At 63.5% G+C, this 26151-nt stretch carries 21 protein-coding genes and 1 tRNA gene; 15 read left to right on the forward strand and 7 right to left on the reverse strand.

Going from position 1 to position 26151, the window contains the following annotated elements; all coding sequences use genetic code 11:
- The first annotated feature begins 50 nt into the window (after positions 1-50).
- Positions 51-875 (forward strand): alpha/beta hydrolase, encoded by an 825-nt coding sequence (locus FXY94_RS03615; protein WP_040386795.1) that lies wholly within the window; start codon positions 51-53, stop codon positions 873-875.
- On the opposite strand, the gene FXY94_RS03620 is transcribed toward FXY94_RS03615, so the two are convergent.
- Both FXY94_RS03620 and FXY94_RS03625 read right to left on the reverse strand, forming a co-directional pair.
- Positions 872-1375, reverse strand: a complete 504-nt coding sequence (locus tag FXY94_RS03620; protein ID WP_016663669.1) for a hypothetical protein — start codon at positions 1373-1375, stop codon at positions 872-874. The genes FXY94_RS03615 and FXY94_RS03620 overlap by 4 nt on opposite strands.
- On the reverse strand, positions 1372-2373 hold the full coding sequence (locus FXY94_RS03625; protein WP_040386425.1) for a LysR family transcriptional regulator: 1002 nt from the start codon (positions 2371-2373) through the stop codon (positions 1372-1374). The genes FXY94_RS03620 and FXY94_RS03625 overlap by 4 nt, the downstream gene beginning before the upstream one ends.
- A 95-nt stretch (positions 2374-2468) precedes the next feature.
- Between FXY94_RS03625 and manA the strand changes: the two genes are divergently transcribed.
- The gene (manA, locus tag FXY94_RS03630) at positions 2469-3677 is read left to right on the forward strand and encodes a mannose-6-phosphate isomerase, class I (RefSeq protein WP_016663671.1); all 1209 of its coding nucleotides are present in this window, start codon (positions 2469-2471) and stop codon (positions 3675-3677) included.
- A gap of 18 nt (positions 3678-3695) precedes the next feature.
- Here manA and FXY94_RS03635 read toward each other — a convergent pair whose 3' ends face one another.
- Entirely contained in the window at positions 3696-5078 is a 1383-nt protein-coding gene (locus tag FXY94_RS03635; RefSeq protein ID WP_016663672.1) for an MATE family efflux transporter, read from the reverse strand.
- A 120-nt stretch (positions 5079-5198) separates the two neighbouring features.
- Between FXY94_RS03635 and FXY94_RS03640 the strand changes: the two genes are divergently transcribed.
- The 8 genes from FXY94_RS03640 (at position 5199) to FXY94_RS03680 (ending at position 19456) form a co-directional block, all read left to right on the forward strand.
- Positions 5199-5271, forward strand: a tRNA-Ala gene (locus tag FXY94_RS03640).
- Between the two features lie 22 nt (positions 5272-5293).
- Entirely contained in the window at positions 5294-6394 is a 1101-nt protein-coding gene (locus FXY94_RS10920; RefSeq protein WP_156979622.1) for a hypothetical protein, read from the forward strand.
- A gap of 177 nt (positions 6395-6571) precedes the next feature.
- Positions 6572-8137, forward strand: coding sequence for a class I SAM-dependent DNA methyltransferase (locus FXY94_RS03655; RefSeq protein WP_016663673.1), 1566 nt, complete (start codon positions 6572-6574; stop codon positions 8135-8137).
- A complete protein-coding gene (locus FXY94_RS03660) occupies positions 8134-9255 on the forward strand; it encodes a restriction endonuclease subunit S (protein ID WP_016663674.1) in 1122 nt (373 codons plus the stop codon). Before FXY94_RS03655 ends, FXY94_RS03660 begins: the two co-directional genes overlap by 4 nt.
- Entirely contained in the window at positions 9252-9986 is a 735-nt protein-coding gene (locus FXY94_RS03665) for a TIGR02391 family protein (protein ID WP_016663675.1), read from the forward strand. Before FXY94_RS03660 ends, FXY94_RS03665 begins: the two co-directional genes overlap by 4 nt.
- Positions 9983-13123: a type I restriction endonuclease subunit R gene (locus FXY94_RS03670; RefSeq protein WP_016663676.1), complete on the forward strand. Its 3141-nt coding sequence runs from the start codon at positions 9983-9985 to the stop codon at positions 13121-13123. Before FXY94_RS03665 ends, FXY94_RS03670 begins: the two co-directional genes overlap by 4 nt.
- Complete coding sequence (locus FXY94_RS03675; RefSeq protein WP_016663677.1) at positions 13120-16803, forward strand: YobI family P-loop NTPase; 3684 nt, start codon at positions 13120-13122, stop codon at positions 16801-16803. Before FXY94_RS03670 ends, FXY94_RS03675 begins: the two co-directional genes overlap by 4 nt.
- Before the next feature lie 28 nt (positions 16804-16831).
- Positions 16832-19456 carry a TrlF family AAA-like ATPase gene (locus FXY94_RS03680; RefSeq protein WP_016663678.1) on the forward strand — a complete coding sequence of 875 codons (2625 nt, stop codon included), beginning with the start codon at positions 16832-16834 and terminating at the stop codon, positions 19454-19456.
- Between the two features lie 42 nt (positions 19457-19498).
- Here FXY94_RS03680 and FXY94_RS03685 read toward each other — a convergent pair whose 3' ends face one another.
- Positions 19499-19846, reverse strand: a complete 348-nt coding sequence (locus FXY94_RS03685) for a helix-turn-helix domain-containing protein (RefSeq protein WP_016663679.1) — start codon at positions 19844-19846, stop codon at positions 19499-19501.
- A 30-nt stretch (positions 19847-19876) separates the two neighbouring features.
- Between FXY94_RS03685 and FXY94_RS11160 the strand changes: the two genes are divergently transcribed.
- On the forward strand, positions 19877-20284 hold the full coding sequence (locus tag FXY94_RS11160) for a hypothetical protein (RefSeq protein ID WP_332067307.1): 408 nt from the start codon (positions 19877-19879) through the stop codon (positions 20282-20284).
- Here FXY94_RS11160 and FXY94_RS11165 read toward each other — a convergent pair.
- On the reverse strand, positions 20183-20560 hold the full coding sequence (locus FXY94_RS11165; RefSeq protein WP_332067304.1) for a sigma factor-like helix-turn-helix DNA-binding protein: 378 nt from the start codon (positions 20558-20560) through the stop codon (positions 20183-20185). The genes FXY94_RS11160 and FXY94_RS11165 overlap by 102 nt on opposite strands.
- Positions 20561-20792: 232 nt before the next feature.
- On the opposite strand from FXY94_RS11165, the gene FXY94_RS03695 reads away from it, so the two are divergent.
- The 4 genes from FXY94_RS03695 to FXY94_RS03710 all read left to right on the forward strand — a co-directional run bounded on the left by FXY94_RS03695 (position 20793) and on the right by FXY94_RS03710 (position 23807).
- Positions 20793-21359 carry an isochorismatase family protein gene (locus FXY94_RS03695; RefSeq protein WP_016663680.1) on the forward strand — a complete coding sequence of 189 codons (567 nt, stop codon included), beginning with the start codon at positions 20793-20795 and terminating at the stop codon, positions 21357-21359.
- Positions 21360-21400: 41 nt separating this feature from the next.
- A complete protein-coding gene (locus FXY94_RS03700) occupies positions 21401-21925 on the forward strand; it encodes a GNAT family N-acetyltransferase (protein ID WP_016663681.1) in 525 nt (174 codons plus the stop codon).
- 74 nt (positions 21926-21999) lie between these two features.
- A complete protein-coding gene (locus FXY94_RS03705) occupies positions 22000-22776 on the forward strand; it encodes a DsbA family protein (RefSeq protein WP_016663682.1) in 777 nt (258 codons plus the stop codon).
- 26 nt (positions 22777-22802) lie between these two features.
- A complete protein-coding gene (locus FXY94_RS03710; RefSeq protein ID WP_016663683.1) occupies positions 22803-23807 on the forward strand; it encodes a hypothetical protein in 1005 nt (334 codons plus the stop codon).
- Positions 23808-23815: 8 nt separating this feature from the next.
- On the opposite strand, the gene FXY94_RS03715 is transcribed toward FXY94_RS03710, so the two are convergent.
- Both FXY94_RS03715 and FXY94_RS10980 read right to left on the reverse strand, forming a co-directional pair.
- Positions 23816-25336 carry a pyridoxal phosphate-dependent decarboxylase family protein gene (locus tag FXY94_RS03715; protein ID WP_016663684.1) on the reverse strand — a complete coding sequence of 507 codons (1521 nt, stop codon included), beginning with the start codon at positions 25334-25336 and terminating at the stop codon, positions 23816-23818.
- A 230-nt stretch (positions 25337-25566) separates the two neighbouring features.
- The gene (locus FXY94_RS10980; protein ID WP_016663685.1) at positions 25567-26073 is read right to left on the reverse strand and encodes an HNH endonuclease; all 507 of its coding nucleotides are present in this window, start codon (positions 26071-26073) and stop codon (positions 25567-25569) included.
- Positions 26074-26151 lie beyond the last annotated feature (78 nt).

Raw genomic sequence — 26151 nt, forward strand, 5'->3', positions numbered from 1 at the left:
TAGTCAAATGTGGATGGGTGTGAGTGTGGAGCGGCGACTACGCTGGAGCCATGATTCACACACGCATGGATTTCCACTCGCCCGCCCTCGGCATGGGCACGAGCGCCGTTGTGCTCTACCCGCAGCAGACCGACGGCCAGATCGGCATGGCGGGAGGGATCGACCTCGACGACAACGGCGAGCCGCACGTTCGGGTCCTGTACCTCCTGCACGGTCTGAGCGATGACTGCACAGGTTGGACGCGCCGCACGAGCATCGAGCGCTACGCCTCCGCGAAGGGGATCTGCGTGGTCATGCCCGAGGTGCGCCGTTCGTTCTATGCCGACGAAGTGCTCGGCGAAAAATACTGGACGTACGTGAGCGAGGAGCTTCCCGCCCTCATCAACCAGACCTTCCGCGTCTCGACGGCCCGCGAGGACACGTTCGTTGCCGGCCTCTCAATGGGAGGCTTCGGCGCGATGAAACTCGCACTCAACCAGCCCGAACGCTTCGCTGCGGCAGGCTCATTCTCGGGCGCGCTCGCGGTCGCCCAGCGCGACTACACCGAGTTCGGGCATGCGATGCCCGCGCGCGTGTGGGGGCAGGGCCTCACGCCCGAGGCGGGCAGCGTGTACGAGCCGTTCTTCGAGGGCGTCGAGCAGGGGAAGTTCCCCGCCATCGATGACGTGAATGCGCTTGCGCGCGCTGCCGAGCCGGGATCGCTCCCGCGGCTCTGGATCGGGTGTGGGACGGAGGATTTCCTGCTCGAAGAGACGCGCACGTTCGTGCGCACGCTCGAGGAGCGCGGCCACGCTCACGAGGTGACGTACACGCCCGGCGCCCACGAATGGGCGGTGTGGGACGAGTACGTGCGCCGCTTCCTCGACTGGATCTAGCGCGGGGGCTCTTCGCCGGATTCGTTCGTGCCCGCGGCGGGTGTGCTCTCAAGGGCGTCGAACACTTGGCCCGAGGTCGCACCCTCAAGGATCGTCTCGCCCACGATAGCGATGGGCAGCGCCGCGAAACCGCCGTGCTGCTGCGCGAACGCCCACGCCTCGGTGTCCTGGTGGAAGTTCACCCAGGTCGTGCGGGGGTCGGTTGGCTGAAGGCCGATCTGGATTTGAGCACTGTGCCGGCTGACCGGTGACCACACGATGATTGCGTGATCCGGGGCGCGGCGTTGCAGCGCCTCGAGCCACGGCGTGTGTTGGCCTTTGCGAACGGGGGAGACCCACCACGCGAAGAAGAGCGTCGGCACGAGGATGATCGTCATCGTGATCCACCACCCGTAGTACGCGCAGATCGCCGCGGCAATGGCCCCCACGAGGAGGAACATGAATGTGCGGGCCCACAGGCGGATCGCGGATGGGCCGTGCGGGCGATTGCGAGTGGTCATTGTTCGGCTCCTTCCCGCGCACTGGCCTCGATGTCGGCGAGCGCCTCGAGTTCACTGAGATCGCCCGTATCAAGGTGGACGTGGGCGTGGGTGAGCGTGCAGCCGTGGGCGTTCGCGTTGTGCCGGAGGGTGTTGACGAACGCTGCGATCGCGGGAATCTTGAGGGCGCCGGGCCGGTTCACGATTCCGATCACGCGATTGTCGAGTTCGGTGACTTCTTTGATGACGACCGTGTCGTTGGGGTAGGCCTCAAGGGCGATTTCGGGGAGGAGCGCAATGACGCCCGTGCCGTGCCCCACGAGGCGCTGGGCAACCGTCGAATCGTCCGTGCAGTACCGAATGTTTGGCGTGAAGCCCGCGACCTGCGCGTGGTGGCGGAGGTTCGCGCTGCAGCGATCGCATCCTGCAACCCACGCCTCGTTCTTGAGGTCCCTCATCGAGATGTCATCGCGCGAAGCGAGGGGATGATCTCGCGGCAGGATGAGGCGCACGGGATCGGCGAGTATGGGCGTCCACTCGAGTGACTCGTTTTCGTCAGCCGGGGTTTGCGCGTAGCGGAAGATCATTGCCACGTCGAAGTTATTGCCGCGCACCCCTTCGAGCGCCTCTGGCGGCTCGCATTCGGTGAAGCCGAGCTCGATGCCGGGGTAGTCCTTGTCCATGCGGGCGAGGGTTGGCGGTAGCAGCATGGCGGCGGCCGAGGGGAAGGCCGCGCAGCGCACGAGCCCCTTCTTCAGGGCGGCGAGGTCGTTCATTTCAGTCTCCGCTGCCTCGAGGTTCGCCGCGATAGCGGCGGCGTGCACGGCGAGACGTGCCCCAGCCTCGGTGGGGGTCACGCCACCCGAACCGCGCACGACGAGCTGCATGCCCGTGTCCTTTTCGAGGGCCGCGATGTGCTGTGAGACCGCGGGTTGAGTCCAGCCGAGCTCACGCGCCGCAGCACCAATCGAGCCTTTGGTGACCACCCTGTTGAAGATCACGAGTCTGCGAGGATCCATGCCTGCAAGTCTACAGGCGCCCAAAGGGATCCTTATGGGGTGGGGGATATGTTTAGGATTGATTCTCGTAACACCTTGGCGGCGGAAGGCAGAGGATGCGGCGAATTAACGGCCATCGCCAGCGCTACGCGTGGGGCTCGCCTACAGTTCTGCCACAGTTCCTTCGAACGGTAGCCGACGGCGAGCCGTGGGCCGAACTGTGGTTCGGTGCCCACCCGCTCGCTCCCGCCACCGTGGCCCCGAGCAATCTCGCGCTCAACGAAGCGGTCAGCGCCGACCCCGAAGGGATGCTTGGCGATTCCGTCGCGCGTGCGTTTGATGGCGCACTGCCGTACCTGATGAAACTCATCGCGCCCGCGGAGCCTCTCTCACTCCAGGTGCACCCCACGCGAGAGCATGCGCGCGAATGCTTCGCAGCGGAGAACGCCGCGGGCCTCCCGCTGGACTCTCCCGAGCGCAACTACCGCGATGCGAACCACAAACCAGAAATGGTCCTCGCCCTCGAACCCTTCGAGGCGCTGTGCGGATTCCGCACCCCGCGCAAGGCCGCCTCGATCCTCGAGGGGCTCGAGGCACCGCTCGCGAAACGCATGCTCGACCTCCTGGTTGCGCAGCCGAGCGCGCACGGGATGCGCGCGGCTTTTCGCATGCTCGTCGCCCCTGCCATGCGCCCGGAGCCGTCCGAAATCACGGTGCTTGCCAACGAATGCGCGGCGCGGCTCGAGTCGCACCGCTCGCCTTCCCCCCGCATTGACCGGGCCGTGGCGCTGCTCAACGAGAAATACCCCGGCGATCCCGGCGTTGCCGCAACGCTCCTGCTCAACCCCGTGTCGCTCAAACCGGGCGAAGCGATGTTTGTTCCCGCAGGCGCTCTGCATTCGTATCTGAGTGGCTTCGCGGTCGAAATCATGGCCTCAAGCGACAACGTGTTGCGCGCCGGCATCACCCCCAAGAAGGTCGACGCCGACGAGCTCCTCCAGTGCGTCTCCGTGACCGCAGCCCCGCCGATCCGCATCGCACCCGAACGCCTGAGCGACGCCACGAGCGCCTACTTCGCCCCGATCGATGACTTCGAGCTCTCGACGTTCACGAGCGAGACGGGCGGGGCGAACGCGGACGCGGCGGCTCGCACGCTCGTGGGCACTGGCCCGCGCATCGTGTTGTGCATCGAGGGTCCGCTCACCCTCGAAACGTCGGCGGGAGTGGACACACTCGAGCGGGGCGAGGCCGTCTTTATCGCCGCAGCCGAAGGCCCGCTCACGGTGCGTGGGCACGGCCGGCTCGTGCAGGCAAGCGTCCCGTAGGTCAGTTCCGACGCTCGCCTACGCCTCGGCGCTCTCGTGTTCTTCGAGGTGCATCCACGCGTCACTTCGGCCGCGCCACCAGAGCGTCGCGGCGCGCGAGGCCAGGAACACAAAGGTGAAGATCGCCCACAGGAGCGCCAGTGCGAACGGGGAATCGGCGGGAAGCAGGCCGGCGTCGGACACCCACCACAGCCCGAGGGCGAACGGGAGATACGCACCCATCGTGACGAGCCCTGCGAGCCCGAGATAGCGGGCGTCGCCTGCGCCCATGTACACCCCGTCGAGCACGAACACGTAGCCCGCTAGCGGCTGCGCGATCAGCAGTACGACGAGCGCCCACGTGAGCGAGCGCTGCACCGCGGGATCGGGCGTAAACACCTGGGGGAGCACGAACGACGCGAGAAGGAGCACGGCGGCGACGGCGAGCCCGCCGACGAAAGACCAGCGCACAAGCGTGCGCGTCACGGACTCGACGCTCTTGCGGTCGCCTGCCCCGAGGTGCTTGCCCGTGAGTGCTTGCGCCGCGATTGCGAGGGAGTCGAGGGCGAGCGCCGTGAGGGAGAAAACGGAGTTCATGAGCTGATGCGCGGCGAGCGTGACTTCGCCGAGCTTGATCGCGATGGCCGTGGCCGTGAGGAGCACGATGCGCATCGTCACGGAGCGGATGAAGAGCCACCGGCCCTCCCGCCACGCCGAGTTCACGCCCGAGAAGTTCGGGGCGAGGCTCACCGAGTGGCGTCGGGCCCCGCGCACGATAATCCCGATGTACCACAGCGCCATACCCCACTGGCAGATGAGCGTGCCGATCGCGGAGCCCGCGATGCCGAGGTTGAGGCCGAAAATGAGGGCCCAGTTGATGGGAACGTTGAGCGCTGCCCCCACGGCCGCGATGATGAGCGTTATGCGCGTGTCCTGAAGGCCGCGCACGAGGCCGAGAGCCGCCTGGATCATGAGCATCGCAGGGAGGCCCGCAGCGGAAATACGCAGGTAGGTGGCCGCCTCGTGCGCGACCTCCGCTCGCGGCCCGAAGAGACCGATCACGACGTCCGCCCCGAAGCCCAGCACGAGCGCGCACGCGAGCCCAATGAGGGAGGCGAGCCACGTGGCGTCGATGCCCTTCGTGAGGGCGCGGGCCATGTTCCCAGCGCCCACGGCCCGCGCGACCGCCGCGGTGGTGGAATACGCGAGAAAGATCGCGAGTCCCACGACGGTTGTGAGGATCGTCGAGGCGATCGAGAGGCCGGCGAGGGCAGCCGTGGACACGTGCCCCACGAACGCCGAGTCCACGAGAATAAAGAGTGGTTCAGCGACGAGTGCGCCGAGCGCAGGAATCGCGAGTGCGAGGATCGCGCGGGCATCGGTTCGGGGCTGAGGCGAATCGGTGGGGGCAGAAGAACTCACGGGACGATGCTAAGGGTCCGCGAGCTGCTCCCTCGAGGCGCGGGCGCGCCAAACGTGACGAGGAAGTCACCTCTTCGATTCGATGAGCGCTGCTTCGTGCGGTAAAGTGGATGCGGTTCAGGGGCTATAGCTCAGTTGGTAGAGCGTTTCGTTCGCAATGAAAAGGTCAGGGGTTCGATTCCCCTTAGCTCCACGTAAGATGAGAAAATCGAAACTTGCCCCGCCTGATGGCGGGGCAGTTTTGTTTCTGCGGCGACGTGCGCCGGGGCGTCGATGCTGGTGTGGGCGAGGACGCTGGCTGTGGTCTGCTCGGGAGTGTAGGTGGCGTTCTCTTCGTCGTCGATGGTGATGCGGGTGAACAGGGCGCGATTGAGGATGCGTCGTTCGGCTGGTTCGCACTTGTTGTAGAGGTCGTCGAGGTCGACCAGGAGTTCAGTGAGCTGGTCCAAGCCTGTTCGGGCCTCAGCGTAGGTGTCGGTGAGGTTGTCGAGCCGGGTGGTGATCTGGTCGAGGCTGGCGCGGATGCGGTCTTGTTCGCTTTTGAGGAGGTCGAGGGGGATCGCGTCGGCGTAGTGAGCTTGGACGAGTTTGAGGCGTTCGGCTTCGAGTTTGTCGCGCTGGGCGGTCAGGCGCTTGCGTTCGTCCTCGCTGGATCCTTCGAGCTGGTCGAACACGTCGTTGAGGACCTTCCGGACGTGCTCAGCCTGGGTCTGGGGCAGGGAGTTGCGCTGGTAGGTGCGTTCGACCATGACCTTGGCTCCGCAGGCGCAGTACAGCGTGTCTTTGAGGTGGTGGTCGTACTTCTGGGGTCGTTCGCCGCGGGTGTTGTTGGCGTCGAGGTTGGTTTGGACACGGAATACCCGTCCTGGGACGAGAAGCTGAACCGGGTGCTGCAGTCGTGGCGTGACAGTGCAGCCCATCAGGCTCGCCGTCCGGTGTTCGCGGACGACCGTCCGTGTGAAGACTGCCGCCGTGATTCGTACGTCATCATCGCCCAGCTGGAGGACGACTCCACTGCGCATTGGTGGCCGCACTGGATGCAGCACACCCTCCAGGAGCACCTGATCGACGTGTGCGGTGAGCTGTCCGAAGCACTCGTTTTCCGGCCCTACGCCGGAGCGACGATCGCTGCGTTCCTCGACGGCGCCGGGCTCCGACCAAGTCATACGTGGGATGAGGCGACGCGGCAGGCCGTGCAGATCGTGACTGACCAGGCCGTGCTCGTTGACCTGTGGCTGCGCTACCGGATGGCGACGCTAGCGCCGTGGCCGAAAGGGGTGCGGCGGGCAGCTCTTCACGAAAATCGCCGGTCATGAGATACTTGGCGTAGATCGTGACACTCGGTTGAGCCCGTCCGGCTCCCCGTCGCGAGACTCCTCTCGGCACCGCATCCGGCGCGGCACCTTAGCGGTGTCAGTGGCCGTCGGTAGCGTAGGACACGCCCCGAGAGCACAACTTAAGAGGCGCCCTGCGGCGCAGAGGAGACCCACAGCATGGCACGCGCCGCGAAGCCGAAACCGACGAAGACACTCGAGCAGACCCTCTGGGAGGCTGCCGACAAGCTGCGCGGCAACCAGGAGCCGAGTGAGTACAAGCACGTCGTGCTGGGCCTGGTGTTCCTCAAGTACATCTCTGACCGTTTCGAAGAGCGACGGGCAACGCTCGAGGCCGAGCTCGCCGCGGAGGGCATCAAGCCGGAGCGGTTACCGGACTTCCTCGAAGACCGCGACGAGTACACCAGCCACAACGTGTTCTGGGTGCCGGAGCTCGCTCGCTGGGGCCACATCCAGTCCGTGGCGAAGCAGCCTGAGGTCGGTCAGCAGATCGACCAGGCGATGGATCTCATCGAGAAGGAGAACCCGTCGCTTCGGGGTGTGCTGCCCCGTAACTATGGTCGTGATGGCCTCGACAAGCGGCGCCTCGGCGAACTGGTCGATCTCATCGGGTCGATCGGCTTCAAGGAGGCCGACGACCACGGCGCTGATGACGTGCTCGGGCGCGTGTACGAGTACTTCCTGGGTCAGTTCGCAGGCAAAGAGACCGGCAAGGACGCGGGAGCGTTCTACACCCCGCGCTCCGTCGTCCGCACGCTCGTGGAGATGCTGGAGCCGTATAAGGGTCGCGTCTACGATCCGGCGGCAGGCTCGGGCGGCATGTTCGTGCAGTCAGCTGAGTTCGTGAAAGCCCACGGAGGCAAACGCACCGACATCTCTGTGTATGGCCAGGAGTTCACCGACACAACGTGGAAGCTCGCAAAGATGAACCTCGCACTGCGAGGCATCGAAGCCGACATGGGATCGCACTCTGCGGACTCGTTCACCGAGGATCTTCACAAGGATCTCCGCGCCGACTACGTGATCGCGAACCCGCCGTTCAACGTCTCTGACTGGTGGGATGCGAAACTCGGTGATGACCCGCGCTGGAAGTACGGCACGCCGCCGCCGGGGAACGCAAACTTCGCGTGGGTGCAGCACTTCATCCACCACCTGAGCCCTCGGGGCACGGCGGGCTTCGTGCTCGCGAACGGATCGCTGTCATCGAAGGCGGGCGGCGAGGGTGAGATCCGCCGCAAGCTCGTCGAGGCTGACCTGGTCGACTGCATCGTGGCGATGCCCGACAAGCTGTTCTTCAACACCGGTATCCCCGTCTCGCTCTGGTTCGTCTCGAAGGCCCGGCACGGTAACGGCCACCGCGAGCGTCGCGGCGAGGTGCTGTTCATTGATGCCCGCAAGCTCGGCACGATGGAGTCTCGCCGTCTGCGTGTGCTGACGGACGACGACATCGCGAAGATCGCCGGCGCCTACCACGCCTGGCGCAACCACGATGGCGGCTACGAGGACGTGCCGGGCTTCGCGAAGGGCGCCTCGCTAGAAGAGATCGCCGAGCACGGCTTCGTGCTCACCCCAGGACGCTACGTCGGCGCGGCCGAGGCCGAGGCAGACGACGAACCGATCGACGAGAAGATCGAGCGCCTCACGAATGAGCTGTTCGTCGAGTTCGAGCGCGGACGGGAACTCGAGGACGAGATCCGTCGGCGACTGGAGACGTTGGAGTCATGACGCAGATTATCCATCGCCCTATCGGTGAACTAACGGTAAATCTTGATCGGAAGCGCATCCCAGTCAAAGCTGCGGACAGGCGCCACGGCCCGTACCCCTATTACGGGGCCAGCGGAGTCGTAGACCACGTTGATGACTACCTATTCGAAGGCCTTCACCTACTGGTTGCCGAAGACGGCGAAAATCTTCGCAGCCGCAATACGGCTATTGCGTTCTTGGCTGATGGACGCTTCTGGGTAAATAACCACGCGCACGTACTCCAAGGTAACCGCGACAACGACACTAGATATTTGTCCTATGCGCTCGAGGCTATGGATATCTCTGGTTATGTGACCGGATCCGCGCAGCCCAAGTTGAGTCAAGCGGCGCTGGCAGTGATTAAAGTTCCAGCACCTCCGTTGGAAGTGCAGCGTGCCATTGCCGCGACGCTCGGCGCGCTCGACGACAAGATCGAGTCGAACCGGCGGGTAGTCGTATCGATATCCGAGCTGCTCGATGCGCAATCAGAGAAGTCCGGAGCAGATCTCCCGACTGTTCCACTCGGAGTTATCGCAACGTCCGTCAAGGACACAGTGAATCCGTCCAAACTTGGCGACGCGGTAGTCGACCATTTCAGCCTTCCCGCGTTCGACGCCGGGGCTCGGCCTGAACGCGTTGCTGCAGCGACAATCAAGAGCAACAAGCTCAAGGTGCCGCGGAGTGCGGTTCTCCTCTCGCGACTCAATCCGCGCTTCAACCGCACTTGGTGGGCTTCCGCTGGGGCTGAGGCGTCGGCACTTGCATCGACTGAGTTTCTCGTATTGGCGTCCGAGGATGACCTGGAGTTGGCGGGCGTGTGGCTGGCGGTGCGAGATCCGTTCTTCCGCGAAGAACTACCGAAGCGTGTGACGGGCACGTCGGGCAGCCATCAGAGAGTGAGGCCCGATGACGTGCTCACGATCGAAGTTCCTGATTTCAGAAGTGCCGCACCGGAAGTGAAGCAGTCGGCGCTCGCGTTGCTGATGCGCGTCGAGAGCTTGCGCGTCGAGTCGGATCGTCTGACGGCGCTCCGCAACGCGCTTCTTCCCGAACTGCTCTCTGGTCGCATGCGTGTCCCAACTGAGGGAGCCGCAGCATGACCGGGCTGAACGTTGAGTGGGCTCTGGAGCAGCTGGATGACTTCATACGGGCTACCACCGTGCATCACGTGCCGCCGCCGAGCGGAGTCATAAGCGCCGGGAGCTATCGGACGGCGGACTCGGAAGAGGAAGTAGTCAAGCGAGCTCAGGTCGCTGAGCAGATCCTTGATCGGGTGCTTCCCAACTGGCGTTCCCTTGAGGTCAGCACAAGCCGGAAGAAGTGGGCACTGCACCATGAGGCTTCGCTTCGTGCCCGCGAGAACCTCCGTCGTCAGGAGGAGATCCGCAAGAACCTTGGCGATGACGCCCCGGAGCTGTCGGCTGCGAAGCTGCATCCGTGGGTCTGGGACGGCGCGTCCTCGTTGTGGCAGTCAGGGCACTTCCGTGAGGCTGTCGAGGGCGCGATTCGCAAGCTGAATGCGGAGACGCAGAACAAGCTCGGTCGTCGTGATGTGAGCGAGACAGATCTCTTCAACCAGGCATTCAGCGAGCAGGCACCTGCGGCGGGTAAACCACGTCTCTACAGGATGAAGAACGATGGCAGCAGCACGTCCAAGTCAGTGCAGCGCGGCGCTCGGACGTTTGCTGAGGGTGTTTTCGCTGGTATCCGTAACCCGCTTGCGCATGAGGCTGACCAGGAGATGCCAGAGCAGGAAGCGCTGGAGTACTTGGCGGCGCTCAGTGTGCTGGCGCGCTGGGTGGATGAATCGACGTTGGAGGTTGCATCGTGAGCGCGTTCAACGAGAACACCGTCGAGCTGGCTGCGTTGGAGTACTTCGCGGAGCTGGGCTACCGCACCCTGCACGGTCCGGACATCGCTCCTGGCGAGCCGGGCGCGGAGCGGGACTCCTATGAGGAGGTGTTCCTCTGGGGGCGGCTGCGTGATGCGATCAGGCGGATCAATCCCGGGACTTCCCCTGCCCTCGTCGACGAAGCGATCAAGCGGGTGCGGCGTGCAGAGTCGCAGAGCCCGATCGATGAGAACTACCGCCTGCACCAGCTCATCGCGGAGGGCGTGCCTGTTGAGCATCGGGATGCCGACGGCGCGCTGCGCACGACCAGGTTGTGGCTGGTCGACTTCGAGCAGCCAGAGAACAACGACTGGGTAGCGATCAACCAGTTCACGATCGCCGAGAACGGCAAGAACCGCCGGCCTGACGTGCTGGTGCTCGTCAACGGCATCCCGTTGGCACTGCTGGAGCTGAAGAACCCGGCTGCCGAGCACGCCACGTTGAAATCGGCGTGGAACCAGGTGCAGACGTACCGGCAGGACATCCCGTCCGTGTTCGTGCCGAACGCGGTCACCGTGATCTCCGACGGCACGTCGGCGGCGATGAGCAGCTACGCCGGGGCATTCGAGCACTATGCGCCGTGGAAGACGATCGAGGGCCGCGAGGTCGTGAACGACCGCCCTGCCCTTGAGGTGCTGATCAAGGGGGTGTTCGAGCCGAAGCGGTTCCTTGATCTGTTGCAGAACTTCATCGTATTCAGCGACGAGACCACCACGGACAAGGCCACTGGGCAGCCGACGCGGGTGCTGGTGAAGCGGGTGGCGAAGTACCACCAGTACTGGGCGGTGAACGCTGCTGTCGAGTCGACCGTGCAGGCGTCTCGGCCTGATGGTGATCGTCGTGGTGGTGTGGTCTGGCACACCCAGGGGTCGGGCAAGAGCTTCGAGATGGTGTTCTACGCCGCGAAGATCATGCGCGATCCCCGGATGGCGAATCCGACGCTGGTGTTCATTACCGATCGCAACGACTTGGACGATCAGCTGTTCGGGGAGACGTTCGCCCCTGCTCGTATCCTTCCGGAGACCCCAGTACAGGCCGCGACTCGTACCGATCTGCGGACGAAGTTGAAGCGCGCGTCGGGCGGCATCGTCTTTACGACGCTGCAGAAGTTCGCCCCCGGTGAGGATGGCGATGCCAACCTAGTGCTGACGGATCGTCGCAACGTGGTGGTTGTGGCGGACGAGGCGCATCGCAGCCAGTACGGCTTCGGAGAGACGCTGGATCGTCACGGACGCTTGCGCTCGGGCTTGGCGAAGCACATGCGAGATGCTTTGCCGGGTGCTACCTACCTCGGCTTCACCGGTACACCGATCGAATCGAACGACAAGTCCACCCGCTCGGTGTTCGGTGACTACATCGACGTCTACGACCTCACTCGCGCGGTCGAGGACGGCGCGACCGTCAAGATCTTCTACGAATCGCGTCTGGCGAAGATCGATCTGTCCGACGATGACCTCGCCGCGCTCGACGAACTGGCGGACGAGATCACCGAGACCGTCGAAGAGGACGCCGCCACGGCAGCGAAGTCCCGCTGGTCGCGCCTGGAAGCCATCGTCGGTGCTGACTCGCGGCTCGACCTCATTGCTCGGGACATCGTCGAGCACTGGGAGAAACGACGCGAGGCGCTGTTCGGTAAGGGCATGATCGTCACGATGAGCCGCCGGATCGCGGTGCGGCTCTACGAGAAGATCATCGCACTTCGCCCCGACTGGCATTCTGATGACCCGGCCAAGGGCAAGATCAAGGTCGTCATGACCGGCTCAGCAGCGGACCCAGCCGAGTTCCAGCCGCACATCCACTCCAAGGACGTCCGCAAAGACCTCAAGCTCCGGGCGAAGAACCCCGACGACGAACTTGAACTGGTGATCGTCCGTGACATGTGGCTGACCGGCTTCGATGCGCCCAGCATGCACACGATGTACGTCGACAAGACCATGCAGGGTGCAGGGCTCATGCAGGCCATCGCCCGCGTCAACCGTACCTTCCGGGACAAGCCCGGCGGCCTCATCGTCGACTACATCGGCGTGTTCTCGAACCTCCAGGCGGCCCTCCAGGAGTACTCACCCTCCGACCGTGACCAGGCAGGCGTACCGATCGACGACATGGTCGCCGTCATGTTGGAGAAGCATGACATCATCCGGGGGCTGCTGCACGGCGTCGATTACGATTCCTCGCCCTCGCTCACCGCCTCCCACCGCCTGACGGAGTACGCCAAGGTGCTCGACTTCGTCATGGCTGATCCCGACCGCACCAAGCGCTTCAACGACCAGGTGCTCGCACTGGCTAAGGCGTTCGCTCTGGCTGGAGCGCGCGACGAGGCGGCAGCGATCCGCAACGACGTGCGCCTGTTCACCGACGTGCGTGCCGCCATCTTGAAGATTCAGAACCCGGATTCTGGGCGTGGAGGCTCCGGCGCTGTCGAGATCGACACAGCACTAGGGCAGCTGCTCAACGAGGCCGTCGCTGCCGACCAGGTCGTCGACATCTACAAGCTCGCCGGCGTAGAGACGCCAGAGCTCTCGATTCTGAGCGATGAGTTCCTCGACTCCCTCGCGGAGAAGGACAAGCCCAGCCTCCAGATGGGGCTGCTGCGGCGCCTACTCAACGACCAGATCCGGACTGTGCAGCGCACCAACCTTGTGCAGGCACGGAAGTTCTCCGAACTGCTCGACGAGGCGATCAATCGGTACACGAACCGGTCGCTGACGACGGCGGAGATTATCGCGGAGCTGGTGAAGCTCGCTAAGCAGATGCGCGACGATGCCAAGCGCCAGGACGACCTCGGCCTGTCCGCTGCCGAGGTCGCTCTCTATGACGCCATTGCCCAGAATGATGCTGCCGTGCTGGAGATGGGCGATGCCACCCTGAAGAAGATCGCCGTCGACCTTGTCTGGGCCGTGCGCACCAGCGTCGTCATCGATTGGGATCAGAAGGAGAGCGTCCGCGCCTCGATGCGCTCGAAGGTGCGGCGTCTGCTCGCCAAATACGACTACCCGCCCGACGCTGAGGCAAAGGCGATCGAACTAGTGCTGGAGCAGGCGGAGCTGTTCGCTAAGGGGGAGGCATCGGAGGGATGAACCACGCCCCGAAGGAGCCGACCGAGAAGTCCAAGTGGAGCCTCATCCCACTCACCCCTGAGTATCTCGAAGCTGAGCACAGTGGCTACGTCTCGGCGCTTGGGGCTGCACTTCAAGACGATGAAATCCGTAACATCGCGCTGTCCGGAAACTACGGTGTCGGCAAGAGCAGCATCTTGCGGGAGCTCGGGAAGCGACTTGACGGCCGCGTTGTCGAGCTTTCGCTGTCGACCCTTGCCCCGATTGAAGCGTCCAAGTTAGACGAGTCGGTGCCGCTGCAGGCCATGACTCCGACGAACCGTATCCAGCAGGAGATCGTCAAGCAGCTGCTTTACCGGGAGGATCCGAGCAAGACGCCTGCGTCCAGATTTCGTCGAATCGAGCGCTTCCGGTGGTGGAGAGAGTTCGGCACGGCTGCACTGATCGGTCTGGCCGTTGCCGTCATTTTCTTGCTGACTGGCTGGACTGCGCAGATTTCAGCGACCTTCACGGCGCTGAACGACCTCGGCGTCTGGACGCATCTGATCGTTTGGGTCGTGGCAACGACTGCGGTGCTCCTGGTGCGCTGGCTGTTCTATGGGAAGATTCGCATCAAGCAGCTGTCCGCGGGCGCAGCGACTGTCACCCTCGATGACAACGCTGTGTCGTACTTCGACCAGTACCTCGACGAGATCGTCTACTTCTTCGACGTGTCGGATCGTGACGTCGTGATCTTCGAGGACATTGACCGCTTTAACGACTCACACATCTTTGAGACGCTGCGTGCGCTGAACACGTTGCTCAACGCCTCGCCTCAGATCGAGAAGCCGATCCGCTTCATCTACGCGATCAAGGACAGTATTTTCGACCGGATCGGGCTGGAGGCGGAAGGTCGTAAGCTCGAGACGGGCGTGCTGGCAATCGAGGATCCGGCGCAGGCTGAGGCGGTGCGTGCTAACCGCACCAAATTCTTTGATCTCGTGATTCCGGTGGTGCCGTTCATCACGCATCGCAGTGCACGGAACCTGGCGACTCGGTTGCTGGCCGAGATCGAGCACAAGGTGGAGCCGGAACTGCTCGATCTGGCTGCGCAGTACGTCCCTGATATGCGGCTGCTGAAGAACGTCCGCAACGAGTTCATCGTCTTCCGCGACCGAATCTTCTCAGGCGACGGCGAGCAACTCGACCTGAGCGAGACTGACTTGTTCGCGATGATGCTCTACAAGAGCACGCACCTCACGGACTTCGAGACGATCCGGCTCGGCAAGAGCAATCTGGACACCCTCTACAAGCTTAGTCGCGAGCTGGTAGCCGAGAACATCAAGCGGATGGAGGGCGAGCGTCGAGTGCTTCGACAACGGCTCGCGCGGATCAACGGAGCGGCAACTCGAAGCGCTCAGCTGGGAGATCGCCTCTTGGCGCACGTCCAACGGGTTGTGGCTGCTGCGGGGCACCAGCGACAGTATGCGACGGGTGTATTTGAGTGTCAGGGCGAATCCGTTGATGACCTCAAGAGCGTGCAGTTCTGGACGAGTTTCGTCGCGGCTGATGGCGACCCAGTGCTCCAGTGGAGCAACAATTACGGGCGCACGCTGTCATTCACTCGGAGTCACCTCGCGACGGAACTGGGTGATCCACTAGACCCGGACAGTTGGAGCGAGGCAGATCGGGATTCGCTGAACGAACAGATCGAGGACAGGGCCGAGGAGATCAAGTTCCTACGCGGTGCGGACATGGATGATCTGATCAAGCGCCCAGAGTTTCTAGTCATGTTCAAGGAACTCGACACGCCTGCGAGCGAAGGTACGTCTGAGACCTACAAGGAGACGGCGCAGTCGCTTGAGTACGTCGCCAAGGCACTGCTCAAGCCCGGCTTGGCCTATCAGCTTGTTCGGGCAGGACACATCAACCGCAACTTCACACTGTACACATCGACGTTCCACGGCGACCGCGTAAGCCCAGCGGCGACGAACTTCATCATCCACCACGCTGAGCGAGACCTGATGGATGCGCACTTTGAACTCGGCCCGGAGGATGTCGATGCCGTCGTGCGGGAATGTGGCAAGAGCGCACTGAAAGAACCAGCGCTCTACAATATCGCGATCCTTGATCGTCTCCTGGCAACCAACGTTGATGCAGCCGACATCATTATTCGCTCGCTGGTTGGCCTGGGAGAGAGTCAGACGCAGTTCCTGCAGGCGTACTTGACCGCCGGTGAGCAGCGCGCACAACTCGTCCAGCGGTTTGTGACAGTGTCGCCGAGAACGCTTCTCTACCTAGTGAACCAAGCGGAGCTGGACGACGCTTCGCAGCTAAAACTAGTAGACGTTGCATTGGCGAATCTGTCATCGTCAGCGCAGCGCGCGGACGCGCGGGTCGTCGATTATCTCCGAACGCACTACGCGGAGTTCTCCGTCCTCACGAACGACGGGATGTCCGCCCAGGCAGAGCGAGTTGGAGCGCTCTTCGCCGAGGCGAGTATCACGCTGCCTAGCCTGATGCCGCTCTCGGCAAGTGCCCGTTCGTCGTTCGTCTCGCGCAGTTTGTACGACATCACGCATGAGAACCTGACCCTCGCGATTGGCAATGACGAGACGGTTGCTCTCGACGTCATCCGAGCGGCGAACAAGACGGTCTATGACTACGTCCTCGAACATATCGATGCCTATCTGGGCGCGATCGAAGGCTCTTCCGCAGCGGTCGATACAGGTGAGCAGTTCATCGCAGTGCTCGAGGAACTACTCGAGCAAGGGACGCTTCGCCTAGCCGACGTGGTTGAGCGTGCCGCGCCAGGATGTCAGGTTGTCGATCTTGGCGCCATCTCCGAGGGAGCGTGGCCGGCGTTGGCTATGCATCAGCGGTTCCCTGCAACGTTCAACAACGTCAGCCGATACGTTGCTGCTCTTGGAGTCGATGCCCACCTCGCTCCGCTGCTGGCCGCAACAGGCACGCTCACCGAGACTGAGTCGGCCGACGAGGACGAGAAGACCACGTTGGCGATCACGATCCTTGCGGCGCGGGAGCAGCTGACAGCCGCAACACTGCGCGCGGACCTTGTTGCGAGCTTGAAGCTGGGCAGCCACCTCGAGATTGGGGAGATTGCTGCCGAGACGGGCGACTTGTTTGCGCTACTCCTCAAGCACGACATCATCTCGGACACCGCCGAGTCATACGCGTACCTTGCGGCGACTGATTGGCCAACGCGAAGGGCTTTCATCCGCGAGTCGGAGAAGTTCTCTCGCTACATGACGCCGGAGCTGGTGCAGCCGGATCTGGCGGCGCTTCTCGCCGACAATGAGATCGAGGACGCGATCAAGCGGGTGATCGTCGAGCAGTCTGAAGCATACGCCGAGGTCGCTGGGCAGCGAGGACTGAATGAACTGGCGCGCCTTGCTGTGAAGCACGGGCACACCATCCCGTCCGTCGTCGTGCAGAAGATGGCGCAGTGTGGCGCTTCTGCGCAGTACGTAGTACCCCTTCTCGAACCGCACCTTGGCGACCTTGCCCGCGCAGACCTCTTCGCGATCTTGCAGGCTCTGGGAGGCGACTATTCGAGGCTGACCACAGTGGGACGCACCGCCCTACACGTCGCGAACACCCCTGCAGACCGAGCGCTCCTTGAGAGCTTGAAACAGCATGGGACTGTCAGCTCGTATGACGCGGACGTGTCGCCTATCAAGGTGAACAGGAAGCACAAGTGATGGGCATCTGCAGGCAGCGAGGACAGAGATGAGCGAGAAGACGACACATGGGGCGCGATGGGTGCGGGCTGCGCTTCAAGTGAACCCCTACGAGTACCAAGGGAAGAACGCGCCGTCGGCCACGTACAGTACGGAGGCTGACTACAACAAGGCCCTGCTTGACGAGTGCGAAACGCGGGGCATCGAGTTGTTTGCGGTCACTGATCACTGGAAGGTCGACTCTGCACTCCAGCTCATCCGCGACGCAGCCGATCGGGGCATCGTTGCCCTTCCCGGCTTTGAGGCGAACTCCGACGAGGGCATCCATATCCTCGTGATCTTCGAAGCGGGTACCAGCGCGGCGAAGATCAACGCCGCGATCGGGATGTGCGGTGTTGCACCTGGCTGCGCCAACGGGACAACTGGTGCGTCGTTCACCGACATCCTCGAGAAAATGACCGCGCAGGGCGCGCTCGTGATTCCTGCCCACGTCAATGTCCCAAACAGCGGCCTTCTGACCGGCCGCGCCGGACAGCCGCTCATCACGAAGATCAAGCACCCGGATCTTCATGCACTCGGCATCACGCCCAGCCAACCCGATGGCACAGACCAGGCTGCGATCCTCAACGGCACCAAGCCCTACGACAGGGCTCACCCGCTTGCCGCGATCCATGCCGACGATGTGACGAAGCCCTCCGCCCTCCAGAACGAGGGCTCGAGCTGCTGGTTCAAGGTCAGTCGCCTCTCCGTGGACAGTCTTAAGCTGGCCGTCCGAACTCCTGAGACCCGAGTCTCGCTGGAAGATCCCGCGATCGAGGCGCGCCCCGCCCTGAAGGAGATCTCGTGGGTCGGCGGCTTCCTGGATGGCGTAACGATCCCGCTTTCGACAGATCTCACGACGCTCATTGGCGGACGAGGAACCGGTAAGTCGACCGCCATCGAGAGCCTGCGATTCGTGCTGGGACTCACTCCGATTGGTGCGGAGGCGAGGCGAGACCATGACGGCATCGTGAGCGGCGTGCTCAAGTCGGGCACCGTTGTGAAGCTGCTTGTCGAGACCACCTCGCCGTCCGCGCGAACATTTACCATCGAACGCTCCGTCAACAATCTTCCGGTCGTGAAAGACGAGAGCGGTACTGCCACCAACCTGCGGCCAGTCGATGTCATCGCGAACGTGGAGATCTTCGGGCAGCACGAGCTCGCCGAGCTGACGAACGACAGCTCGAAGGTCGCGAGCATGCTGCAGCGGTTCCAAGGGGGCGGCGAACTGACAGTCGAGCACATCGACACCTTGGAGAAGCTCAAGCTGAATCGAGAGAAGCTGGCTCGTGCGGAGGAAGGGCGATCTCAGCTCGAAGATGAGCTCGCGGATATCCCGCGGCTTGAGGAACAGGTGCGGCACTACACCGACACGGATGTGCCGACTCGACTCAAGGAGGTCACGCGACTCACCCAAGATGAAGCAGTTTTCACCGAAGCAACGGCGCGCGTGACCAATGCTCAGGAGTCGCTATCAACGCTCACTGACCCGCAGCTGATCACCAAGCTGGAGGCGGCATTTGAGAACATCGATGACTCACCGAGATCTGACTATCTCAAGCGCGCGCAGGCTGCATCGACGGCACTCGCCGCCAAGCTGACGGCGCTTGCGACTGAAGCCCGCGCAGCGCTCGACGCGGCATCCTTGGAGATCGAGACAGCGAAGACCGAGTGGTCAGACGTAGTTCGCGAGCAACGTGACGAGCACGATGAGGTGCTGCGCAAGCTCGTGGAGGAAGGGCTGGAGCCCAACAAGTACCTCGACACGACCAGAGCGCTGGAGACGCTGAAGGCTAAGGAGTCTCGACGCGCCGGTATCGCAACAAGCCTTCGGGCCCTGCAAACCGAGCGGGACACCCTGCTGCAGGCGCTCAGAGGCCACGAGAACGACCGGGCACGAGAACTGACCGAGGCGATCCGTGCCGCGAACGCCGCGACCGGCGGTGTCGTGATCGTGAAACCCGTCCCCGCGGCGGATCGGAAGCACATCAAGTCGCTGATTGAGCAGTCCATCTCCGGCCAGCGGAATCGCATCATGGCGGCTATCGACCAGGACAACTTCTCAATGCGAGCTTTCGTGGAAGCGGCGCGGGTCGGAGAGTCGGAGCTGAGCGCGCAGTTCTCGATCACCGGCGCGCAGGCGCGATCACTGGTCGAAGCCGGTGAGCCCCTTTTCCGCAAGCTCGAAGAGCAGTCGGTTGGGCAAGCTGTGGAGGTGCAGCTGGACGTGCAGGCAGGAACCGGCACACGCGAGTTCAAGAAGATGGACGATCTGTCGAAAGGCCAGCGTGCGACCGCACTGCTCCTTCTCTTGCTCAGCGCATCGAACGCTCCGCTCGTGATCGACCAACCTGAGGATGATCTCGACAACCGATTTGTTTATGACGGCATCGTCACCAACCTTCGGAGCCTGAAGGGTAAGCGTCAGATCATCGCGAGTACTCACAACGCGAACGTTCCAGTACTCGGTGACGCCGAATTGATCGTGGCTCTCGAAGGAGATGGCCAGAACGGCCGAGCTGCAGCGGACGGGATAGGATCCCTGGACGATGTAGCCATTCGCTCACACGTTGAGAACGTACTCGAGGGAGGGCCTGCAGCATTCAACGCTCGACAGCATCTTTACGGGTTCTAGCTGCTATCCCGATTCAAGGCAGCGCCGTCCAGACATTTGTCGTTACGGTGCGTGCGTCCGCAGTATCCGCTTGATCGTCGACTCACTCACGCCGTACATCTCCATCAACTCGCGTCGGGTCGTCCCGCTGGCAAACAGGCGTCGTGCCTCGGTCTTCTGCTCGTCGCTGAGGGCTGCACGATTCGCCTTGACGGTGAGGTCGAATCCAGCGCGGCGGAGCGTGTCTAGGACGGTGTTGCGGCGCACGTTGTAGCGCTCGGCAAGCTCGTACGTCGAGGCGCCGGCCTCGTAGTCCTCGATCAGGAGCCTGACGACCGACCGATGCAGCGCGTTGTGCTGGGGGAGCGGTCGCTCGTCAGGCTCCCGGGACGAGGCGCGGCCTGCGGACAAGAGCTTGGCCAGCTCCGCCGTCTTCCACGCTTGTTGGCAGTAGTTTCGCAGCAGCCCGAGATGCTGAGTGTTGTGGAGCGGGCGCCGCTCGGGCAGTCGTTCAAGGATCCTAATGTTGAGGCTGGTCGCACCGTGACGACGCTCCAGCCAGCTGCGGTGACGTCCACCACGGATGGAACGATCTCTCCGGCGTGGCTATCAACGTCGGCGAGTAAGCGGAAGACCGACACTCGGCTCGGACGCTCAGCGCCGAGGCCCGCCTCCTCGTTCACGACGCACTGTTCGACGAAATGGAAGGCAGGTCCGACGATTACGGATCGGCCTGATCGCGCAGGCCTATCGCCCGTGCGAGTCGCGCATGACGACCCGGGCCGCGCGCAGATGAGTCCTGACAGTGCCAGGCGAGTAGCCCAGCACTGCTCCAATGCGCTCAAGTGACATGCCTTCGTTATAGCGTGTCTTCATCTGAGCAGTCTCTTCCCGAGTAGGGGACTGGTTCCGTAGTCTGAGTCCGCGCTCGCGGAGGAGGCGCGACAACCGCTCATGCTCGATCCCAACTTCCTTCGCGACCGCCTTCAACGACCGCCCCGACAGGTACTCAGTTTCCGCCTCCTGAAGGGCAGCCTCATCCGGTCGAGACAGCTGAAGGAGGCTCCGCCTCGGTGGGCCTGGTGGACACGTGCGCCTCCGAATTGCCCTGTGGCTCGCGACCATCTGCGCCAGCGCTGGGGCAAGTTTCGACAAGCCTCCCGCTAGATCCACTGGAAAGGAAAGACCTCAGGCAGCGCCAGGCGTGTGGCGTGCCTGGGGTTTTCGCATGCGCTGTCATCCCCCGTGCCTCGACCGAGAGTATTCATTGGGTCACTTCCCAGCTATGCGCAGTTACTTTTTGTCGTGTGAGGTCCAAGCGAACCTTGGCCGTGCAGCCGTAGGAAGGATCGAACGAATGAGCACTTTTAGAGACCGCAAAGAGACTGTGCTTGTGGTGGTCGATGCCCAGACGGGTGTTCTTTCCTCCTGCCACGATCGGGACGCCGTTGTCGACCGAATCAACGACTTGGTGGGTTCGGCGAGGGAGGCTGGGATCCCTGTGGTATGGGTGCAGCATTGCAGTGACGAATTTCCAGAAGGCAGCGACGTGTGGCAAGTGACCGCCGAGCTTCAACCCGAGCAAAGCGAGCCGCGAGTCCTCAAGCGCTACGGCGACTCATTCGAAGACACGACCCTCGAGGCTGAGCTTGCGAAACTCGACGCCGGCAAGATTGTCGTGTGTGGTGCAATGACGGACGCCTGCATCCGTTGCACGATCCACGGGGGTCTCGCTCGTGGCTACGACGTCACCCTCGTCTCGGACGCGCACACGACCGAGGACATGCGACAGTGGGGCGCACCTATCGGGCCAGAAGAGGCCATTGCTTATCTCAACATGGCGTGGTCACACACGTCCGCCCCTGGTCGTGATGTCGAGGTGATCGCCGCGGCAGCGATCGATTTTGTCGGCCCTGCAGCATAGTCGGCAGTCGCTCAACAACCGCGAGAAAGGAGCAATCCTCAATGCTCGTGGTTCGCTCCCTCGATTCGACCGATAGCGACGAGATTCTTCGCGTTCTCCGGGACGACGGCGGCTACGCGATGCGCGTCAACGGCGAGCAAGCCGATTCCCGCACTGTGGCTTCGCTCCTGAGCGACAAACCGCCCGAGGTGGGCGCCGATGATCACCATGTTATGGGTCTGTGGGTCGACGACGAACTCGCGGAAGTTGCCTCGTTTGTCGTGGGGTGGCGGTCCCCGGACATCACGTATCTCGGCCTTCTCCAGCTACGTACCAGCCATCAGGGTCGCGGGCTCGCCCGTGCCTTTCACCAAGCACTTCGTGCCGAGTTTCCCGGGCGGTGGCGCCTCACAGTCGTCGACACCAACGCCGAGGTCCTCCCGTTTTGGGAGCGCCTTGGGTACACGCGCACGGGCGAAACGAAAGAGTGGATCAGTGATTCGGGCCTTCGCCACGAAGCGATCGTCATGGAACTTCCGGCCTCACGTGAGCGCCCTGCTCCGCTCCGCCCGCTGCCCATATCGTGAACATTTCGCACGATTTTCGTCTCAGTCCCCATGAGTCCCGAGGCTTCTTCAATCGGAGGCGCCACAATAGCTCCATGGATAGTCACAAGACTTCGCACGAACCTGCCCTGAGCCGCCTTGTCACGACTCGCCGCGCCGCGATTTTTGCTGGTGGCGCGACCGCCGCGGCACTCCTTGCCGCCTGCGGAGACTCGGGGAGCAAGGAAGGCGGGAAAGCGTCGGACTCCGGCGGTTCCGACGCCACCCCCACCCTGCCCGAGCCCACCCAGAGCGCTGCTGTGAGCGTGCCGTTCGACGAATCGAAGCCCTACCTCGAGTTCAACCCCGATTCCAAGGGGCCGACCGTCGAGTTGCTCGTCGACTACCGATGCCCTCACTGCAAGCTCTTTGCCGAGGCGCAGGATAAGGACATTCGCGAACTCGTCGAGAAGGGCTACATCAACTACCGCGTCTACCCGCGCCCGATGCTCGATAAGCGCACGGGGCTCACGTTCTCGAACGATACGGCGAGCGCTGTCGTCGCCTCGTGGGTCGAGGATCCGAAGCTGTTCTGGGACATGAACGAAGCGATGTTCGCGCTCCAGCCCGAATCGCCGGAGGACCCCACGCCCGATACGGCCGAGGTTGCCGAAGCAGCGGTGAAGGCCGGCGCAAGTGAAGAGGTCAAGAACGCCGTCCTCGACGAGAAGTACCGCGACTACGTCGCGACTATCGAAGAGGTTGGCCAGGAACGCCAGGTTGGCACCCCGACGGTGTACATCGACGGCGAGGAATGGATGGGCGACGGTGAAAAGCCCGGCACGCTCAAAGCCGACCTCGTGAAAGCGATCATCGCGAAGGCCAAGAAGTAAAATTTCTCGATTGATAGCCTGAGGCCATGAAAGAGCGAGCCGCGCACGAATGTGATGTCGGCTCGCTTTTCACGTGGCACGCGCCGCTTTTTGCGGTTGCCAATCGCCGAGCCTTCGCGCGCGAGCGGCGTGCGCGCGTGGACGCGTGGTGTGCGGGGCAACCGTCGGAATCGTTTGAGCGGCGAGCGGTCGAGATCGTGACTTCGGCTGTGCCGCCGTCGCCTGCGTTATGCAGGGCTGCGCTCGAAAAGCTCGAGGCTGAGCAAGGTCGTCACCAGGCTCTTCGAGCGCTTCTCTTGCAGAGGTTCGCGCTTTCTGTGCTTGATCCTGGGACGGCGCGTTCAGGGCGAAGGGCGCGCGTTTTTGGTCCGACGGATGCCTACGATGCCGCAGCAGAGGCGTTCGCGTGGTGTGAAGCCGCGCGAGGGGGCGGCGGCGTTGCCAGTATTCCCGATGTCGTGGTTGAGCTGGGGCTGACTCTCGTGCGCACGGCGCTTGTCGCGGGCGTGACTGACGCGGTTGAAGCGCCGCTTGCTGCTGTTGCGGAGAACGCCTCCCGCGTCCACGCTGTGCACGTCCGCTTTCACGCGTGGTCGTCGATCGCGATTGCCCGGCTCGCCCTGGGCGATCCCGAAGCAGCGCTCATCCCCGTCAACCGCGCGAAAATTCTTGCCGACCGCGCTCGGGACCTCGCCGGGCAGTGGCACGCCGAGCGGATCCGCGCGCAGACGCTGAGTATTGCGGGGCGCACATGGGCGGAGGCTGCCGCTCACGCTGAGGTCGCCTCACTCGCCGAGCGCGTTGCCGACGATCTCGACAGCACTCCTGATCTGCGCCGCGATGCGACGATTTCGGCACTTCAGGCACGCGCGCACCTGCTTGTGCACATGCGAGAAGAGGGCCGAGATCGAGCTGCAGCAGTCGAGATTGAGGCGATGCTGCGCCGCATTGCCCGGGCTCGGGCAGCGGGCGATGCCGATGAAACGGTGCTTGCCGAATTCGAGAGCCTCGCGCTCGCGGACTCGCGCTGAGACGCGCGTTAGGCCATCGTGTCGCGCAAAACCGCGACCACGCGGTCCGCTTCAGTGTCAGGGTTGACGAACACAAGCCGCAGCACCGTTTCGCCGCCGTGCTTGGTGGGGATGCACAGGATCACGCCGTCGCGGGCCATGCGCTGCGACCACTCGTGATACTGCTCGTCGGTCCAGCCGGGGCGGCGGAACACGAGAACGCTCAGCTCGGGTTCGATGACCATTTCGAGGTGGTCGATGTCGTCGATGCCGCGGCGCACCGCGCGCGAGGTCGAAAGGCACTTCTCGATCGCTTCGGAGTACTTCGCCGTGCCGTGCGTCAGCAGCGAATACCACAGCGGGAGGCCGCGGGTGCGACGCGAGAGGTGGGCTGCGAGGTCGCTCGGGTTAGCGTCGGACCTCACGATTGAATCCAAGTATTCGGCGTGCTGAGAATGCGCGCGGTAGGCGGGGCTCGGGTCCCGGTACACGAGGGCGCAGCAATCGTATGGGGCGAAGAGCCACTTGTGGGGGTCGACGATGAAGGAATCGGCCTGTTCGATGCCGTCGAAGCGCGGGCGCGCGCTCGGGGCAGCGAGGGCGGCGCCACCGTAAGCGCCGTCGATGTGAACCCACACGCCGCGCGCGTGAGCGACCTCGACCACGGAGCGGATGTCGTCAACGATGCCGGCGTTGGTCGTGCCGCCCGAGGCGACAACTGCGAACACGCCGGGGTTCTCGTCGAGGGCGCGTGCGAGATTCGGGCCGCTCAGGTGTCCGCGCTCATCAACGGGAACGGTCACGACTTCGACGTCGAGGAGGCGCGCCGCGCTGCGGATCGAGGAGTGGGCGCTGCTCGCGCACGCGACCTTGAAGCCGGTTGTGGGGCGGCCGTCCATGAACACGCCGCGGGCGGCCCATTCTTCGCGGGCCTTCTCGCGTGCCGTGGCGAGCGCCGAAAGGTTGCCGCTTGTGCCTCCCGAGACGAAGGCGCCAGCGGACTCTTCGGGCCAGCCGAGCAGATCCATGAGCCACCGCAGCACCTGGTTCTCGGCCCAGATTGCGCCCGCTCCGGCTTCCCACACGCCGCCGAAAACGTTAGCGGCGCTCACGACGTTGTCGAAGGCGACGGCCGCGCGCGTGGGTGCGCCGGGAATGTAGGCGAGGTTCATGGGGTCGTCGGCGGCGCGGGTTGCCGGGATGAGGATGTTCTCGTAGATCTCGAGGGCGCGGTCGGCGCCGATGCCCTCTTCCGTGATCATCTCGCCGGCGAGGGCCTTGACTGCGGCGTCGAGCTCAGCCGCGGGGCGCGCTGTGGCCTTGGGGTCGTGGGCGAGAGCGGTGTGCTCGCGTGCCCACTTTTGCGCGGCTTCGACGGCGTGCTGCTCGTCGCCCCACACGCTCGAGAGCATGCGGCTCGGGCGTTGGGTCGCGTAGGCGGTGGAGGCGGAACTGTTGGTGTTGGGGTCGGTGCCGGTGGCAGCCAGGTTTTCGTTCCGACGCTCGCCCGCGCCCTGTCGAAGGTCATTCTTCTGTTCGTTAGTGCTCACGCTCTCAATCCTAGGTGCGCGGGCCGGGACCCGTGGCAGAACTGAGGCGCCCCATCGCTCCAATGCAGGGGACGCCTCTCGCCCCCCGGACAATCTCCACGAATGGCTCTGGTGTCCTCTCGCTAATGGCGGCGTGCCGCTTTCGGCAGCGCGGCCGCTTCCTCAGACTCTTGCATCTGTCGAGACTCTCGCATCTGTCGCGAGCGTTCTTCCCGTGGTGTTCAGGTTGCCTAGCTGTCGTATGTGGGTGTGGTGCTGGTGTAGGTGCGGCCGTTTGAGGTGGTCCAGGTGGTGGTGTGGGGTGTGGTGCCGGTCGTGGTGGTGACGGTGAGGGCTTCTTTGGCGAGGTTGCATCGTGCGCAGAGGCCTTGGGCGTTGGTGAGGGTGGTGGGTCCATTTTGGGCGTGGCGTTTGATGTGGTCGATGTGGGTGATGGGGGCGTTGCAGTAGGGGCCGCGGCAGGTGCGGTCTCTGAGGCGAACGAGTTCGGCGAGGGCTTTGGGGAAGAGTCTGGAGCGGGAGTCCATGGCGAGGACTTCACCGGTGGTGGCACTGGTGAAGATTCGTTTGTATTTGATGAGGACGTCATTGTCGAGAAGTTCGCTCAGGTAGTCGTAGCCGGCTTTGGCGGTGATGGGGCCGGCCTCGGGAATGTAGGCGCTGGAGACGTCGGGGTTGACGGGGACGAGTAGCCCGATCTCGAACCTTCGGGCACGGCCTGGCCCCCGAACACCCAAAGCAGTGTCTTCGGTTTCTGTGCTTTCCGTGGATTCTTCTGTTCGTGAGGTTACCCTCGTTTAGTGGACACCCTATTA

Origin of the sequence: Dermabacter jinjuensis, assembly GCF_902381725.1 — a bacterium.
GTDB lineage: Bacteria > Actinomycetota > Actinomycetes > Actinomycetales > Dermabacteraceae > Dermabacter > Dermabacter hominis.

Bases quoted from the DNA above. Each gene is read 5' to 3' on its own strand.
- FXY94_RS11165 (WP_332067304.1), bottom strand. From the start codon at position 20,560: ATGGTCGCGAGCCACAGGGCAATTCGGAGGCGCACGTGTCCACCAGGC.
- FXY94_RS03700 (WP_016663681.1), top strand. From the start codon at position 21,401: ATGCTCGTGGTTCGCTCCCTCGATTCGACCGATAGCGACGAGATTCTT.
- FXY94_RS03710 (WP_016663683.1), top strand. From the start codon at position 22,803: ATGAAAGAGCGAGCCGCGCACGAATGTGATGTCGGCTCGCTTTTCACG.
- FXY94_RS03655 (WP_016663673.1), top strand. From the start codon at position 6,572: ATGGCACGCGCCGCGAAGCCGAAACCGACGAAGACACTCGAGCAGACC.
- FXY94_RS03695 (WP_016663680.1), top strand. From the start codon at position 20,793: ATGAGCACTTTTAGAGACCGCAAAGAGACTGTGCTTGTGGTGGTCGAT.
- FXY94_RS03705 (WP_016663682.1), top strand. From the start codon at position 22,000: ATGGATAGTCACAAGACTTCGCACGAACCTGCCCTGAGCCGCCTTGTC.
- FXY94_RS03675 (WP_016663677.1), top strand. From the start codon at position 13,120: ATGAACCACGCCCCGAAGGAGCCGACCGAGAAGTCCAAGTGGAGCCTC.
- FXY94_RS03660 (WP_016663674.1), top strand. From the start codon at position 8,134: ATGACGCAGATTATCCATCGCCCTATCGGTGAACTAACGGTAAATCTT.
- FXY94_RS03620 (WP_016663669.1), bottom strand. From the start codon at position 1,375: ATGACCACTCGCAATCGCCCGCACGGCCCATCCGCGATCCGCCTGTGG.
- FXY94_RS03680 (WP_016663678.1), top strand. From the start codon at position 16,832: ATGAGCGAGAAGACGACACATGGGGCGCGATGGGTGCGGGCTGCGCTT.
- FXY94_RS03625 (WP_040386425.1), bottom strand. From the start codon at position 2,373: ATGGATCCTCGCAGACTCGTGATCTTCAACAGGGTGGTCACCAAAGGC.
- manA (WP_016663671.1), top strand. From the start codon at position 2,469: ATGCGGCGAATTAACGGCCATCGCCAGCGCTACGCGTGGGGCTCGCCT.
- FXY94_RS03615 (WP_040386795.1), top strand. From the start codon at position 51: ATGATTCACACACGCATGGATTTCCACTCGCCCGCCCTCGGCATGGGC.
- FXY94_RS03665 (WP_016663675.1), top strand. From the start codon at position 9,252: ATGACCGGGCTGAACGTTGAGTGGGCTCTGGAGCAGCTGGATGACTTC.